Source organism: Myxococcus sp. CA051A, from assembly GCF_013336705.1.
Taxonomy (GTDB): Bacteria; Myxococcota; Myxococcia; order Myxococcales; family Myxococcaceae; genus Myxococcus; species Myxococcus llanfairpwllgwyngyllgogerychwyrndrobwllllantysiliogogogochensis.
The window spans coordinates 1-15,586 of sequence record NZ_JABUMS010000025.1 but is presented as its reverse complement, the minus strand read 5'-3'; the positions used below and the strand labels follow the sequence as shown (position 1 = coordinate 15,586).

The 15,586-nt window shown below is 63.5% G+C and carries 11 protein-coding genes and 1 pseudogene; 7 read left to right on the top strand and 5 right to left on the bottom strand.

All coding sequences use genetic code 11. The features are described 5' to 3' along the window. Nucleotides 1-78 precede the first annotated feature (78 nt). A complete protein-coding gene (locus HUA74_RS40915) occupies nucleotides 79-423 on the bottom strand; it encodes a hypothetical protein (protein ID WP_174458920.1) in 345 nt (114 codons plus the stop codon). Nucleotides 424-780: 357 nt separating this feature from the next. Beyond that, a complete protein-coding gene (locus HUA74_RS40910; protein ID WP_174458919.1) occupies nucleotides 781-1,200 on the bottom strand; it encodes a hypothetical protein in 420 nt (139 codons plus the stop codon). A 178-nt stretch (nucleotides 1,201-1,378) separates the two neighbouring features. Between HUA74_RS40910 and HUA74_RS40905 the strand changes: the two are divergent. Beyond that, nucleotides 1,379-1,519 (top strand): annotated as a pseudogene (locus HUA74_RS40905) (endonuclease III); the annotation flags it as partial. 235 nt (nucleotides 1,520-1,754) lie between these two features. Here the strand turns inward: HUA74_RS40905 and HUA74_RS40900 are convergent. Continuing rightward, nucleotides 1,755-2,741 (bottom strand): hypothetical protein, encoded by a 987-nt coding sequence (locus HUA74_RS40900; protein ID WP_174458918.1) that lies wholly within the window; start codon nucleotides 2,739-2,741, stop codon nucleotides 1,755-1,757. Nucleotides 2,742-2,746: 5 nt separating this feature from the next. After that, nucleotides 2,747-4,036, bottom strand: coding sequence for a hypothetical protein (locus tag HUA74_RS40895; protein WP_174458917.1), 1,290 nt, complete (start codon nucleotides 4,034-4,036; stop codon nucleotides 2,747-2,749). Nucleotides 4,037-4,541: 505 nt separating this feature from the next. Here HUA74_RS40895 and nth point away from each other — a divergent pair. The 6 genes from nth to HUA74_RS40865 all read left to right on the top strand — a co-directional run bounded on the left by nth (nucleotide 4,542) and on the right by HUA74_RS40865 (nucleotide 12,697). Next, nucleotides 4,542-5,174, top strand: a complete 633-nt coding sequence (gene nth / locus HUA74_RS40890) for an endonuclease III (RefSeq protein ID WP_174458916.1) — start codon at nucleotides 4,542-4,544, stop codon at nucleotides 5,172-5,174. A gap of 90 nt (nucleotides 5,175-5,264) precedes the next feature. After that, nucleotides 5,265-6,581, top strand: a complete 1,317-nt coding sequence (locus tag HUA74_RS40885) for a DUF418 domain-containing protein (RefSeq protein ID WP_174458915.1) — start codon at nucleotides 5,265-5,267, stop codon at nucleotides 6,579-6,581. A gap of 138 nt (nucleotides 6,582-6,719) precedes the next feature. Then, entirely contained in the window at nucleotides 6,720-7,553 is an 834-nt protein-coding gene (xdhC, locus tag HUA74_RS40880) for a xanthine dehydrogenase accessory protein XdhC (protein WP_174458914.1), read from the top strand. Nucleotides 7,554-7,558: 5 nt separating this feature from the next. Then, nucleotides 7,559-11,365, top strand: coding sequence for a xanthine dehydrogenase molybdopterin binding subunit (xdhB, locus tag HUA74_RS40875; protein ID WP_217443701.1), 3,807 nt, complete (start codon nucleotides 7,559-7,561; stop codon nucleotides 11,363-11,365). Nucleotides 11,366-11,445: 80 nt separating this feature from the next. Beyond that, nucleotides 11,446-12,006: a hypothetical protein gene (locus tag HUA74_RS40870; protein ID WP_174458912.1), complete on the top strand. Its 561-nt coding sequence runs from the start codon at nucleotides 11,446-11,448 to the stop codon at nucleotides 12,004-12,006. 91 nt (nucleotides 12,007-12,097) lie between these two features. Beyond that, entirely contained in the window at nucleotides 12,098-12,697 is a 600-nt protein-coding gene (locus tag HUA74_RS40865) for a hypothetical protein (RefSeq protein ID WP_174458911.1), read from the top strand. A 1,147-nt stretch (nucleotides 12,698-13,844) separates the two neighbouring features. On the opposite strand, the gene HUA74_RS40860 is transcribed toward HUA74_RS40865, so the two are convergent. Further along, the gene (locus HUA74_RS40860) at nucleotides 13,845-14,966 is read right to left on the bottom strand and encodes an AAA family ATPase (protein ID WP_174458910.1); all 1,122 of its coding nucleotides are present in this window, start codon (nucleotides 14,964-14,966) and stop codon (nucleotides 13,845-13,847) included. Nucleotides 14,967-15,586 lie beyond the last annotated feature (620 nt).

Genomic DNA, 15,586 nt, shown 5'->3' with positions numbered 1-15,586 from the left:
CGCCGGAGTGCGCGACGTGCGGACACAGAGGAGCGCCGCACGTACGTGTGAGGCGCTCCCAACCCTGGCAGCTCGCTGTCAGTGCAGGCACTCGCTACAGGAGCCAGACAGCTTGGTATTGGCGATGAAGGAGGTGTAGTCCGCTTGCGACGTGACCACCGCGGAGCCGAAGTCAGCGTAGACCGCCCAGGTGGATGGAGTGGCCGCGGCGGCCTCGAAGGTTCCGCGATAGTAGCCCACGTCATTGTTCGTCTTGATGAAGCTCCACCCGTAATTGCGATTCCATGGGCGGCAGCTCGCATGCGTCACCATGTAGCCCGCCGTGGGAGCACCGCCACGCCCCTTCCACAGGTAGCACGCGTTCGCGGGCACCTGCGACGAGGCGGCTTGAGCGGGCGGCGTCTGCGCACCAGCACCAGTCATCAGCAGACAGCTCCCCAATGAGAAAAACGTCACGAATCCGCGCATGCTTGGGTCATCTCCGGCAGGGCCCATGAAAGTGGGGCCAGAGGCGACACAGCAAGCATCATGCCCAAGCGCGATGGGGCCCCGTGCAGGCACGACAGGTGCGCCCAAGGCCCGCTCGCCCCTCATTGACATGTCAAACGGGAGCGGATGACGCGTCAAAGGCGCATCTCCCGGGGAGAGGTCTTGCGCTCCTCGAGCGCCGCGGCGAGGTAGCGCTGGAAGTCGACCTCGCCTCGGGCGCATGCGACCTGGTGCTCGATGGGACCAGGTCAGGCGCGGGCCGGGACGAGGGCGGCGCGCCGCCGAGGCAGCTCACCCGCCTGTCCTGGAGAGGCCCTCCGTGGCGCCCGGTGGACGTGCGCCGACGACGGCGGGGCGGCCCGCGAGCAGGAGGCCCAGGATCGCGGCCGCGCCCGCTGCATGGATTCCCCCGACCCAGGCTGGCGGCATCAACGTCGCGCCCGCACCCACGAGGAAGGCCAGGGTCGCGAGGGCCGCCGACAGGCGCCAGGCCCAGAGTCTGCGGCGGAACAGGAACCCAGCCGCGACGGCGACCACGACTCCGTGGGCCAGCAGCGCCGTGGACAGCAGCGCGGACATCTCGGCGGCCATGAGTCCCGCGAGCAGCAGGTAGGGAACCACCAGTGCCTGCATGATGGCCGCACCGGTGATGAAACCGCCTCCGCGCTGGGAGGCCTGGAGGGGCGATTCACTCGCGACCGTTTCGCTCATGGGGCCGCAATGTAGCTCGACCGCCTTACCCATGGAGTGCGCGCTCACGATAGGGTCCGGCACGCCTGGGAACGTGCTCGAGGACTGGAGATGGGGAGCGGTCATCATCGCCATCCCTCTCCCCTGCTTCCGAGCCCGTGCCTGTCAGACATCCCGGGTAGGATGCCCTCCACACCCCATGAAACCCGCTGAGAAAGCCGTCCTCCTCCTCGAGCGCCTGCGTGAGAAGCACCCCGACGCACGCTACGAGCTCAACTGGTCCACGCCGTTCGAGCTGCTCGTCGCCACCATCCTCGCCGCGCAGTGTGTAACGGACCGGGGTCGCGGACTGCGCAGTCTCGGACACCCCACGGTGGCGCCGTGGGGCCCGCACGATGTCCAGGGAAACTAGCGTGTGCCAGCGGATGGGGCCATTGGCGACGTCCGCCACGAGGTTCAGGCCCAGCGCATCCCGGCAGAAGGTCAGCTCACGTTTGGGGTTGTCATGGGGCCCTGCCAGCCGTCCGCGCAGTCTAATTTTGTTCTAAAAATAGACGGACGCGGATGAAAACTGGTCATTGTCCCTTCTTGTCACTACGAGGCTTTGTTCGAGAGCCACGCCCTGGAATGGTAGAAGCAGGCTTGCTGGATGATGGGCAAGTGCCAGCATCCATGCGCTCCTCGCAAGTGACATAACTACAGAAGATATTGAGAGGGTGCCGTTCGGATGGTGGGAGCTTCTGCACGATCCCCAGGCATCGATGGAGCAATGAACCGGAGCCGCTCTCTCCGTCCGCGTCCTGTGGCAGCCGCGCCTTGGCCTCAATGGCGCGGTGGTAATGGTCAATAGCGCCGTAGTTGTCGCCCAGTTGGTCGGCAAGTTCGGCTCGGGAAACAAGACACAGGAGTTCGTCAGGCGCCTGAGTGAGGGCAGTGTCCAGCATGCTGGCTGCCGTCGTAAGCTGGCCAAGGGACTTGTGGTACTCCGAAAAGACATACCCCTTCTGACACGTCTGAGTATCACTCGGAGTCGTCGGCGCCTCCTTGAGTTCGAACTCGAGTTGCGAACTCGCCACCCCCTTCCAGCTCGCGTCATTCGTGCCATTTCGACTGTCCAAAAAGACCTGCATCGTGTAGCGCCCGGCCGCCGGCGTGGCAGTGGCCTCGGGCGATAGCACGACGGTCAACTCCCCCCGCTGCTCCGTATCCAAAGTGAGGGACGGGCCTACGGTTGTGAGCAATCGATAAGGCCATTGTTGGATCTCGCCCTGTGAGTTCCGAACAACGAGCTTTACGAGAGCCGTCCATCTCCCGCTGGGGACAGAAACGGATATGGGCTGGACCGTTTCGCCCTTCGCTGCCGCGAGTGCCGCTTTCGGGTGGGCAACAGAAATCTCGGTGACGATGGGCCAACCCCGATACGTTCCTCCTTCACCTCCTGCGACAAGCCCCAGATCGACATCGGGTCCCTCCGCCCCAGGCGACTGTGCGAAGACTGCTCCTGGCAGCACAAGCGCCAGGGCAGAGCACCACACTGAAAGCATGCGATATTTTTTCGTCATGACCATCACCGGGGTTGAGCAGGGACCGCATCGTTGACGAGAATTTGATGAACGCAGCTACCGCGCCCTGCACTTGCATTCCCGTGGCGCGACGGCTGAGCAGGAATTCCAGTTTTATTGAATGTCTTTCCAAGGCCGTCCGTGCAAAGCACCCCACCCGGGGTTTCGCTTGGAGAAATCCAGTATCGGACATCTAGTTGACCAGGCCGCACGACGACATTCGCATCATTGTATCGAAGAATACAGCTCTCGTCACCGCTATGTTGCTTTCCGGGAGGGAGCGACGCCTTGACAGGCGTGCTTCTCTGCGGACCAGGAACCCTATTGGCGTTGTCGTGAAGGACGGCTTTGGTGGTCTCATCTATGAGTTGTCGGATAACAACAGGATTCCTTGTCCCGGCGTTGTCATCCGCCTCCACGAGGCTGCCATCGGACTTGAAGACCAAATACCGGATGACTTCGCCCCCCTCTCCATGATGGTAGACATTGAGAGAATGCCCAAGCTCGTGAGCAACATCACGAATCAACTGTTGCTGACTGAGCTGCTTGAGCGCCTGCTCGGCAATCTCGATCCTGGAGAAAACCTTGGGTGTTCCCAGGGCGTTCGTATTCGAACGCCTTGCGTGAGAGTTGCCATCCGGCGTCCTCACTGCAGTCAGAACAACCAGATGCTGATCAACCCTGTGATTCACATTGTCGTGGTTGAAATTAACAACCCGGCGATTGAGAGAGAAATCAGTTCCGCTCTGGGGTGGCTCGAACTCGCCACGATCCAAATGATGGACGGTCAGGCCAGATGCAGCTTCGAACAGGGCGACGCCCTTCTTGGCAACAGCGCTAGCCGGGGAAACACCCATGCTTGTTGGGTCGACATGAACAAAGAAATCCTTCTTGCTTGGGTTTCCTTCCACGTGCTTCCCCTGCTCCCAGAAACCTCGATACTCCTCATAGAGTGTCAAACCATCGCCATTGTTTCCATCACCAGCAGGCACAGATTCATTGTCATCGGAATCACCTTGCCCGCCGGTGCCTGTTCTGTTCCTCCAAGATATTGCGATGTTCGAATTGGGAGCACGCTGAGGAATGCGCATCTCCGTTTCATCTGCAGCAGAAAGGACGGCAACAACAGCGGTTCCGTCTTCCATTATCGCTCCTGCCTCGATCTTGCCATAGGCACCCCAGTCACGAGCGAGCACTTCGACTGTGGCCGTCTGGTGCTGGCCATCCGGAGTCGTTCCAATTTGGAGGTCGCCCATCTGAGAGAGAGCCAGGACCGTTCCAGGAGCTTGGTTCATGACAAGGTCGAAGTCACTGTTCGCCTGCCCAGGCAGTGGCGAGTTGCCTGCGATGCCAGGTACTCTCGATGACGTCAGACGAAAACTGATGGTCTTGGCCTTCTTGCTAGGTGCCCCACCAAGTGGGCCTTGAAGATGGCGCTTGCTCCCGGTTGCACGAGCGGCGGCGCGCTCAACATAGGGCGACTCCCAGGTGCAGTGAATGTAGTGATGCTGCTGTCTAACGGTGGGATGCCAGAAACATCGGGAGTGAGTCCAGCGATGCTCGCCATGGGACGCCAAGTCCCATAATCACAACCGGACGTGCGCGCCCCGTGGGGTGCACACTCACGGGAGGGCCCTGCACACCTCGGAACGTGCCCGAAGGACTGGAGATGAGGAGCGGCCATGGCCCTCCCCCCGTAACTGCTTGCCCTCCCTCAATCTGGGCATGCACCCGCCACCGCGCCGCCACTTCCGAGCCCGTGCCTGTCAGACATCCCGGGTAGGATGCCCTCCACACCCCATGAAACCCGCTGAGAAAGCCGCCCTCCTCCTCGAGCGCCTGCGTGAGAAGCACCCCGACGCACGCTACGAGCTCAACTGGTCCACGCCGTTCGAGCTGCTCGTCGCCACCATCCTCGCCGCGCAGTGCACCGACGAGCGCGTCAACCGCGTCACCGCCACCGTGTTCCCCAAATACCCGGGCCCCCAGGCCTTCGCGGACGCCGACACCGCGGAGCTGGAGGAAGACCTCAAGCCCACCGGGTTCTTCAAGCAGAAGACCAAATCCGTCCAGGCCATGAGCCGCGCGCTGATCGCGGACTTCGGCGGAGAGGTCCCCCGCACTGTCGCGGAGCTGGTGACGCTGCCCGGCGTGGCGCGCAAGACGGCCAACGTGGTCCTCAACACCGCCTTCAACCTGGCCTCCGGCATCATCGTCGACACGCACGTCGCCCGCGTCAGCCAGCGTCTGGGCCTGACGAAGCACGAAAAGCCGGAGGCGATTGAAGAGGACCTGATGAAGCTGGTGCCCCAGGACGCGTGGACCTTCTTCGGCCCCGCCACCGTCCTGCACGGCCGCTACACCTGCACCGCCAAGAAGCCGAAGTGCGACGAGTGCATCGTGAAGGACATCTGCCCACGCATCGGCGTGTAGACCCACCCGACCCACTCGAAGCGCGCGCAATTCACCGCTGCCGTGGAATACCGGCAATAAAGCTCAGGTTCAGGCGTTCTTTCCGAACACATGACCTCTGCTCCTTCCGCGGTGACCACCGCCGAGGCCCGCCCGGTCGATTCGGGCGAGCGCCTGGTGTTGCTCGACACGCTGCGCGGCTTCGCGCTGTGCGGCGTGTTCATCTCCAATACGTTTATGTGGTTCAGCGGCCGGGCCTTCATGCCCCGGGAGCAACTCGAGTCCCTGTTCGCAAATGGGACGATGCTCGACAAGGTGCTCCTGCCCGTCGTGACGACGCTGGTGAGCGGGCGGTTCATCACCATCTTCTCGTTCCTCTTCGGACTGGGCTTCGCGGTGCAGATGGGCCGAGCGGAGGCGCGGGGCTCGCCCGTCACGCGCCTCTACGTGCGCCGGCTCGGGGTGATGCTCCTGCTGGGGCTCACGCACCTGACGCTCATCTGGTACGGAGATATCCTCAGCAACTACGCGCTGCTGGGCTTCTGGCTGCTGTTGTTCCGGCGCCGGGAGGACCGGACGATTCTCAAGGTCGCCGCGGTGCTGCTCTTCGCGTGGCCCATCGTGAGCGCGGTCATCTTCAAGCTGCCGCAGTTGATGGCCGCCACGCCGGAGGCCGCCGCCGCGCTGGCGAAGCTGGAGACGGAGCGCTCCGCGGCCCTGAAGGCGGACACCCTGTCGGTGTTCCAGAACGGGAACTGGTGGGCCGTGGTGAAGGGCGGCCTGTCGTTCTACCGGCGCGAGTTCCTGCTCATCATGTGCGTCAACTCGCTGGCGCTGCTGGGCCGCTTCCTCCTGGGCTTCTATGCGGGCCGCAAGCGCCTGTTCCATGACGCGCCCCAGCACGTGGCCTTCTTCCGCCGCCTGTTCTTCTGGTCGCTGGGATTGGGCGTGCTGGGCAGCAGCGTGGGCGTGGTGACGCAGCAGCTCGTGCTGCGCAAGATCATCAATCCGGAGACGCTGCCCGTGTGGCTGCCCATGGTGCTGGCCCCGGTGCGCGCCATGGGTGAGGTGGGCATCGCCGCGACGTACGTGTCGGGCATCACCCTGCTCTTCCAGCGCGCGACGGGGCAGAAAATCCTGTCCGTGCTCGCGCCGGTGGGCCGCATGGCGCTGACCAACTACCTGAGCCAGTCCGTCGTCAGCATCCTCGTGTTCTACGGCTACGGCCTGGGGCTCGTCGGCAAGCTGACGCCCAGCATGAGCATCGTGTACTGCCTGGGGGTCTTCACCGTTCAAATCGTGTGGAGCCACCTGTGGCTCGCGCGCTTCCGCTTCGGGCCCATGGAGTGGGTGTGGCGCTCGCTGACGTACGGCAAGCTCCAGCCCATGCGCCGGAGCACCGAGGCCGGCGCGGCGGTGGCCACGTAGGCTCGGCGCGGAGCCCCAGGGAGAGGGCCCCGGGGCATCCCCAGGGGGCGGCCCGGACACCAGGCCGTCGTCCAGCCCACGGACTCCGGGTGAGAGTCATCCCCGTCGGACTCCGGGTGTGGCAGACTCACAGGGACCATGTGGGATTGGGTCCGCCAGCTGGGCGAGTGGGCGCGCGAGGATGCGCCCTTCGCCGTGGCCACCGTTACAGCGTGCCAGGGAAGTACCCCCGCCGAGCCCGGCGCGAAGCTGCTGGTGCGTGGGGACGGCGCGTTCCACGGCACCGTGGGCGGCGGACACCTGGAGCAGTTGGTGCTCGCCGACGCGCGGGCCTGTCTGGAGCGCGGCGAGTCCCGCTCCTATCGCTATCCGCTGGGCGCGAAGCTCGGCCAGTGCTGTGGGGGCGTGGTGGACATCTTCGTGGAGCCCGTCAACCACGGGCCTCGCCTGTACCTCTTCGGGGCCGGGCACGTGGGCCAGGCGGTGTGCCGCATCCTCGAGGGGACCCCCTTCCGCGTACACCTGGTGGACGAGCGCCCCGAGTGGCTCCACGGCGAGCGCGTGCCCGCGGCGGTGACACGCCACGACGAGTCCTGGGAGGACTTCGTGGCCCAGGCCGTGTGGGACGCGCGCCGGACGTACGTCGCGGTGATGACGCACCGGCATGACCTGGACCAGGACATCATCGCCGCCGCGCTGGAGAAGCCCGCGCGATACATCGGCCTCATCGGCAGCAAGACGAAGTGGGCGCGCTTCCGGCAGCGGCTGGAGGCGCGAGGCGTGCCCGCGACGCTGCTGAGCCGGGTGCAGTGCCCCATGGGGCTGGAGCTGGGGGGCAAGTCCCCCCAGGAAGTCGCGGTGAGCATCGCCGCGGGGCTGCTCCAGCTCCACCACCAACCTTTCGTTGAAACCCGCCCCGAGCCATCCGCCTCGGAGCCGCCCCGCCTGCGCGGGGTTTCGTCTGGAGAATGAGCACCATGTTCGAGTTCCGGCTCAACGGGAGCCTGGTCGGCGTCGAGGACGTGTCGCCCAACACCACGCTGCTCGACTACCTGCGCGCCCAAGGCGCCACGGGAACGAAGCAGGGCTGCGCCGAGGGGGACTGTGGCGCGTGCACCGTGGCGATGGTGGACCGCGATGCCCAGGGCAACCGCTGCCTGCGCGCGTTCAACAGTTGCATCACCCTGGTGCCCATGGTGGCCGGGCGCGAGGTGGTGACGGTGGAGGGCGTGGGCTCGCGCGAGAAGCCACATCCCGTGCAGCAGGCGATGGTGAAGCACTACGGCTCGCAGTGTGGTTTCTGCACGCCGGGCTTCATCGTCTCCATGGCGGAGGCGTATTCGCGGCCGGAGGTCTGTACCCCCGAGACGGTGGCGGACCAGCTCTGTGGAAACATCTGCCGCTGTACCGGGTACCGGCCCATCCGCGACGCGATGATGGAGGCGCTCGCAGCGAGGGATGCGGCGGTGGGATTGCAGCCACTGCCGGGTACGTCGCTCGGGGGCCCTGCTTCGCCGGTGTCGGCGCTGAGCTATGAGGCCGGCGGCCAGAAGTTCCTGCGGCCCACGTCGTGGGAGGAGCTGCTCGCGCTGAAGGCCGCGCATCCGGAGGCGCTGCTCGTGGCGGGCGCCACGGAAGTGGGCGTGGACATCACCAAGAAGGCCCGGCGCTTTCAGTTCCTCATCTCCACCGAGGGCGTGGAGTCCCTGCGCGCCATCCGCCGTGAAGCGGACGGCTGGTACGTGGGCGGCGCGGCGACGCTCGTGGACCTGGAGGATGCGCTCGGCAAGGACGTGCCCGAGGTGGGGAAGATGCTCAACGTCTTCGCCTCGCGACAGATCCGGCAGCGGGCCACGCTGTCGGGCAACCTGGTGACGGCGTCGCCGATTGGCGACCTGGCGCCGGTGCTGCTCGCGCTGGATGCTCGGCTGGTGCTGTCGTCCGTGAAGGGCGAGCGGACGGTGGCGCTGTCGGACTTCTTCCTCGCGTACCGGAAGACGGCGCTCCAGGTGGATGAGGTCGTGCGCTTCATCGTCATCCCGCAGGCGCCTTCGGCGGCCAGTGGACTCCGGCGGGTGTCGGATTCGTTCAAGGTGTCCAAGCGGCGCGAGCTGGATATCAGCATCGTCGCCGCGGGCTTCTGCGTGGAGCTGGATGCGGGCGGTGTGGTGCGCACGGCGCGGCTCGGGTACGGCGGCGTGGCGGCCACGCCCATTCGCGCGCGACGCACCGAGGAGCTGCTCGTCGGCCAGCCGTGGACCCGGGAGACGGTGGAAAAGGTGCTGCCCGTGCTCTCGGGCGAGCTGTCCCCCATCAGCGACTTGCGCGGGAGCGCGGAGTACCGACGCGGGCTCATCGTGAGCCTGTTCGAGAAGTTCTTCTCGGGGGAGCAGAGTCCCTCGCTGGACGCGGCGCCGGGCTTCGTCACGGGAGACGCCGAGGCGCCCACGGACACCAGCCGCGTGCTGCGACATGAGAGCGCGCTGGGTCATGTGACGGGGGCCGCGAAGTACGTGGACGATGTGGCGCAGGGCCGGCCCATGCTGGAGGTGTGGCCGGTGTGTTCGCCGCATGCGCACGCGCGAATCCTGCGCAGGGATGCGACGGCCGCGAGGGCGCTTCCGGGCGTGGTGACGGTGCTGCTCGCGGAGGACATCCCCGGGATGAACGACACGGGGCCCATCCGCCACGACGAGCCGCTCCTGGCGAAGGACGAGGTGCTCTTCCACGGGCAGATTGTCGCCGTGGTGGTGGGAGAGAGCATCGACGCGTGCCGCGAGGCCGCGAAGCAGGTGGTGGTGGAGTACGAACCGCTGCCGGCAATCCTTACCGTGGAAGACGCGATGGCGCAGGGCAGCTACCACACGGAGCCGCACGTCATCCGGCGCGGCGATGTGGACGCGGCGCTCGCGTCGAGCCCGCGTCGGCTGTCCGGCACGGTGACGATGGGCGGACAGGAGCACTTCTACCTGGAGACGCAGGCGGCCTTCGCGGAGAAGGGCGACGACGGCGACATCACGGTGGTGTCCTCCACGCAGCACCCGTCCGAGGTGCAAGCGGTGATTTCCCACGTGTTGCACCTGCCGCGCAGTCGCGTGGTGGTGCAGTCACCGCGCATGGGTGGCGGCTTCGGTGGCAAGGAGACGCAGGGCAACTCACCCGCGGCCATTGTCGCGCTGGCCGCGTGGCACACGGGCAGGCCGGTGCGGTGGATGATGGACCGGGACGTGGACATGGCGGTGACGGGCAAGCGCCATCCGTTCCATGCCACGTTCGAGGTGGGCTTCACCGAGCAGGGCAAGCTGCTCGCCCTGCGCGCGCAGCTCGTGTCCAACGCGGGTTGGTCGCTGGATTTGTCCGAGTCGATTACCGACCGTGCCCTCTTCCACCTGGACAACGCCTATTACGTCCCGGCCATGAGCTACACGGGCCGCGTGGCGAAGACGCATCTGGTGTCCAACACGGCCTTCCGTGGCTTCGGGGGTCCGCAGGGGATGCTGGTGGGTGAGGAGGTCCTCGACCGGGTGGCGCGCACGCTGGGCCTGCCGCCGGAGGAGGTGCGCGAGCGCAACTTCTATCGAGGCACCGGTGAGACGAACACGACGCACTACGGACAGGAGCTGGAGGACGAGCGGCTGCCGCACCTGTGGCGCGAGCTGAAGGACTCGGCGGACTTCGCGCGTCGGCGTCGGGAGGTGGAGGAGTTCAATGCCCGCTCACCGCGAATCAAGCGCGGGCTGGCGATAACGCCGATGAAGTTCGGCATCTCCTTCACTGCGACGTTCCTGAATCAGGCGGGCGCGCTGGTGCATGTGTACCGGGATGGCTCGGTGATGCTGTCGCACGGCGGCACGGAGATGGGTCAGGGCCTGCACACGAAGATTCAGGGCGTGGCCATGCGCGAGCTGGGATTGCCAGCGGACGCCATCCGGGTGGCGAAGACGGTGACGGACAAGGTGCCCAACACCTCCGCCACGGCGGCCTCGTCGGGTTCGGACCTGAACGGCGCGGCGGTGCGCGAGGCGTGCGTCACGCTGCGTGGGCGGCTTGTGCCGGTGGCCGTGAAGCTGCTGTCGGAGCGGCACGGGCGCACCGTGGCTCCGGAGGCGGTGGTGTTCCAGGACGGGCGCGTGGGGGTAGCGGATGCGTCCGTGTCCTTCGCGGAGGTGGTGGACGCGGCGTACCTGGCGCGCGTGGGGCTCTCGGTGACGGGCTACTACCAGACGCCGGGCATCGGCTACGACAAGGCGAAGGGCCGAGGGAAGCCGTTCCTCTACTTCGCGTATGGCGCGGCGGTGACGGAGGTGGAGGTGGACGGCCACACGGGCATGAAGCGGGTGCTCCGGGTGGACGTGCTGGAGGACGTGGGCGACTCGCTCAACCCGGGTGTGGACCGGGGGCAGATTGAAGGCGGCTTCGTCCAGGGCATGGGCTGGCTGACGGGCGAGGACTTGCGCTGGGATGCGAAGGGACGGTTGCTCACGCACTCGGCCAGCACGTATCCGGTGCCCGCGTTCAGCGATGCGCCGGTGGACTTCCGTGTGCGGCTGTTGGAGCGGGCGCGGCAGCACAACACGATTCACGGCAGCAAGGCGGTGGGCGAGCCGCCGCTGATGCTGGCGCTGTCGGTGCGCGAGGCGCTGAGGGATGCGGTGGGCGCGTTCGGGGCTCCGGGCGGAGAGGTGGAGCTGGCCGCTCCCGCCACGCACGAGGCCCTGTTCCTGGCCATCCAGCGGCGTGAGGCCCGGAGCAAGTCTGAGTCGGGGCTGGTGGTCGCGGCATAGCCTCCTGGCGCCCCGTGGGAACGAGGCGCCGTTCACCACACGAGAGCAGGAGCAATGTGACGACACATACGTTGGAGTCGTTGAAGCCTCGGCTTCGGAGGGCCGGGGACCTCGCGGACCTCCTGCTCGAGGAGCACGCGACGTTCCTCGACGGTGACACCTGGGTCCACGAGGGAGACCTGGTGCTCGAAGGGGAGCTTGAGGTGAAGCGGGGGGCGTTGCTGATTCTGGGAAATCTGAGGGTCAGCGATGCCGTTGGGACGGACGAGAGCGGCAAGCTCGTCGTCACGGGTCGACTCGATGCCCGCCACCTCTATCTGGAAGGCGACCTGCGGGTGCACAAGGACGTTGCGCTCCGAGGCGCCCTCTTCGGCTTCTACGAAGCGGGCAATTCACAGGTCGACGGACGGACGACCGCGAAGCTCGGTCTCATCGGCGACCATGAATGGGAGTGCGATGACGAGCACTACGAGGTCTCTGGCCGCTTCTCGAATTTCGTCGAGATTGAGGAGGGAGACCCCGATGCCATCCGCCAGCTCATGGGCGACAAGGAGTTCGCCATTCTCGCGCCCATGCTGGGTCTGTCCGACGAGGATACGGAGTGCGATGGTTACGGAATGAAGCTCTTCTTCCGGGTCTGAGCAAAGCGCGAGTCTCGGAGCAAGACGGAGACGGGACTGGTCGCGACGTAGGTCCTGGGCGCCGATTCATCGTTGAACGTGGAGACGTGACTTGAAAGAGCAGACACTGCAGTCGCTGAAGCCGAAGCTCCGGCCCGTGAAGGACGAGGACCTCGAGCAGATTGGTGATGAGGACATCGCGGGAGTCCTCGGTGATGACAGTTGGGTTCACGAGGGAGACCTCGTGATTGAGGGCGACCTCAGCGTGACGGAGGGGGCGCTGTTGGTCCTGGGGGACCTGACGGTGAGCGGCGAGGTCACGACGGATGAGACGGGCACGTTGGCTGTCATGGGCCAGCTCAAGGCCCACCACCTCTACCTGGAGGGCAACCTGGAGGTTCACGGGGATGCCACGCTCAGCGGTGTCGTCTACGGCTTCTACGAAGCGGGCATCTCCCGGGTCTACGGCAAGACGACCGCGAAGCTCGGCCTGATTGGCAATCACGACTGGTCTTGCGACAGCGAGCACTACGAAGTCTCGGGGCGCTTCAGCAACTTCCACAAGCTCATGGAAGGAGACCCGGAAGCCATCCGCAAGCTCGTCGGCGACAAGGAGTTCGCCCAGCTCGCGCGCATGCTGGGGGTGACCAAGGAAGAGGTGGAGGGTTCGTCGAACAGTGCCTGGGGACTGAGCCTCTTCCACCGGGTCTGAGCCGTTCGCAGCATACCTAGCTCGCAGGCGATCGTAGGGCTTCTGGCGCTTGGCGACGGCAATACTCTCGCGACTAGATGGCTCCTACGGGTGAGCGTCAAGGTAGATGTCGCGTGAGCGGGTTCAGCCGATGCGCTTCAACTCCTGCACGGCCGGGGAGAGGTTCGGAGAGGGGCCGAGGCGGACGGGGCCTGCTGGCGTCCAGTTGCGCGTGACGCGGCTCCATCGTTCGGGGTGACGGGCTCGGGCGCGTTGGTACACCTGATGGCGTCGGGGACAAGTTCGCGGACCATGCCCCTCAACCTGGGGATGGCCCCTCCCAGCGACCAGCCCAGCACTGACTTTCGTTAGGCGCTTTTAGAAGGGAAGTCCTGCATCTGCAATCATGCGCTCTTCGAAGGGGGCAGATTTTGAGTTAACTTAGCTGTTAGCTCTGTAATCAACCGGTTAACCCCTGGGTGGTTGCGTACCTTGGCGCAAAGTTCAAGGACATTGTGGTAGCCATAGGTCGACCCCCTGCCTGCAACCGAGAGAATTCGCACCAACGCCTGCAGCAGAAGGTGGCCTCGGAGCTTGCGCGTATAATTCTTCCTGATATCCGAGCAAGTCGCCTCCGGGGGCTCAGTGTATTGAAATTTGTCTCTCACGAGAGGACTAAAATCCAATGTTCCCTGGGGGACAATGGCGGATATGTGCAGAGCTATATTCACATCCCGGCCGCATCTGTGGTTTTCAAGCTGAAAAGCAAACCACCTCGACGCCAAATCAATCAGACTTCTAAATTCCGAGGTCTCCTCAGTAGTCATAAGCCGCTCTATATCCGAATCATGGTACAAATCATTCTCGATACTATACCCCTCGGTCCAGACGATCTCTGCATACTCTGGAGGAACGGAACTAAAAAGCCACATATCCTTGTCGGATAAAAATGCAACGGACTTTGCCTGAAACTCACTGCGACGCTTGAAGACGTCAAGCAATATGGTTCGACCACCACAAGGCAGTACGTCGGCCCGTATTCCGCGCATGAGGGACTCAATGTGCCGGTATACCGCCACATCTTCAGGGCCCTCGACGATTACAGTCGCCAATGACGTGCGCTTTAGTGACTCAACAAGTTCGTCAACAGTCGCTGACGGAAGCGGCATTATTCGCCCTCCCCTCGGGTATCAAGAAGCAATTCCTTGTCCGTATATTTCGAGTATATAAACGGCGAATGCGTCGCAATTATGAACTGATTGCTCGCATTCTGAGACAACAGGGTCGGAAAAAGGATTCGCTGCCAGTCGACATGCAAACTAATCTCAGGCTCATCAATAAACACGATACTGTTCCTGGCGAATGTGTTATATGCGAGAAAACTAAGCATCTGCTTTTCACCGGCCGACAATTTATCCGAAGCAATTGCCATGCTGGCCTCGCCGAGAGTTATTCTCGACGTAAGCCTAATCCCCTTGTGTTGAAACAGGTCGGCCACGAGAGCGCTCAGAACCGAAAAGGGCTTAAGGAGCGCCTCTTGTCGCTCTGAATGAGCCGCAATTATTGTCTGAACCTCTTCCAATATCTTGCTCGCCACGTCGAGCTTCGAGGAGTCATTGGCCGCACTGTGCTTCGTGCGATCGTATTCCTGGATAATTTTGATGATATTTTTAGAGCGAGAGTCGTTGTCCGCCTGGACACTCTCAGAGATATCGGCATACCTCTTTGTAAGCGTAGTAATGATGTCATTTGTTGATATTGACGCAATGAGTCTGTGTTCCAGCACTGAGAGTCGCTCGGACAGGCTCTGAAGGGCGTCCTCGACTCTCTGCGCCTCTCTATTTATCCTACCATTCTCGTCATCCTGACGATTTCGAGTCATTGAGAATCCACCCTCAATGCGTCGAAATGTGGGAAAGAATAGCGACGCACCTGAGGCAGCCGCCGTGAGTCGGTTGATCCTATTGAGTGCGCCTTCGTCGTTGCGGATGTTGATTTCCACCGACTCATTTAACTCGACGACTTCCGACTGGATCGCTATCTTTACTCTACCCTCTTTTTGCGCATACGCCAGCGACAGCTTAAATCTATCTGTCTCAAGCTCCGCTTCTTCTATTGGAATCTCCGCATGAATCCGCTCAATATTCCCACTCATCATATACCAAATCAGCTTAAGCAGGGTTGTCTTGCCGGATCCGTTCCGCCCCGTTATCACATTAATGTCTTGATGAAAGCACTGACTAAAATCAATCTTCCCATTGAGCTTCGTGCAACTAACTTTCTTGATCATGGCACAACCCAAATACAGGCAAATGCGCACGCGTGCGCGTAATCGAGGATACCCGTCGAACATCCCACGTCAGGGTCAACAACAAGGCTCACGCTTAACCGGGTGCGAAAGTAATGCTTTTTTGGGAAACACTAGTGCAACGGATATTCCTGCCAGCAACTAGATCCACATCACACCCCTTCTTGGTTTGAATTTCGTCCTCCCGAGTGACTCCGTTCATATATGAAGGAACTGGTGATCTGCTTGGAATTTATGAACATACCCCCTCGGAACTCAAATCCTCAAGGCACAGCGCCAAGTACTCGAAGGTTTGGCGTGCCGGGCCTGCAAGGCCAGGCGGTTCGACCTAGCAGCCTCTAACAAATGTCAGGGCAGAGCCGGCGCAGCAGCATGAGTCAGCAACCAAGGCCGAGGAAGCCGAAGTGGACATCGTCCCTGCGCTCGTCGCGGACTCGAAGTCGGCGGAGCTGGTTCTTCCAGGTAGGGTTCGTTCCGGTGAGCGTCAAGGTAGATGTCGCGTGAGAGGGTTCAGCCGATGCGCTTCATCTCCTGCACGGCCGGGATGAGGCTGGGCGAGGGGCCCAGGCGGACGGAGCCCGCGGGAGTCCAGTTGCGCGTGA

Bases quoted from the DNA above. Each gene is read 5' to 3' on its own strand.
- xdhB (WP_217443701.1), top strand. From the start codon at position 7,559: ATGTTCGAGTTCCGGCTCAACGGGAGCCTGGTCGGCGTCGAGGACGTG.
- HUA74_RS40910 (WP_174458919.1), bottom strand. From the start codon at position 1,200: ATGAGCGAAACGGTCGCGAGTGAATCGCCCCTCCAGGCCTCCCAGCGC.
- xdhC (WP_174458914.1), top strand. From the start codon at position 6,720: ATGTGGGATTGGGTCCGCCAGCTGGGCGAGTGGGCGCGCGAGGATGCG.
- nth (WP_174458916.1), top strand. From the start codon at position 4,542: ATGAAACCCGCTGAGAAAGCCGCCCTCCTCCTCGAGCGCCTGCGTGAG.
- HUA74_RS40885 (WP_174458915.1), top strand. From the start codon at position 5,265: ATGACCTCTGCTCCTTCCGCGGTGACCACCGCCGAGGCCCGCCCGGTC.
- HUA74_RS40915 (WP_174458920.1), bottom strand. From the start codon at position 423: ATGACTGGTGCTGGTGCGCAGACGCCGCCCGCTCAAGCCGCCTCGTCG.
- HUA74_RS40900 (WP_174458918.1), bottom strand. From the start codon at position 2,741: ATGACGAAAAAATATCGCATGCTTTCAGTGTGGTGCTCTGCCCTGGCG.
- HUA74_RS40860 (WP_174458910.1), bottom strand. From the start codon at position 14,966: ATGATCAAGAAAGTTAGTTGCACGAAGCTCAATGGGAAGATTGATTTT.
- HUA74_RS40895 (WP_174458917.1), bottom strand. From the start codon at position 4,036: ATGAACCAAGCTCCTGGAACGGTCCTGGCTCTCTCTCAGATGGGCGAC.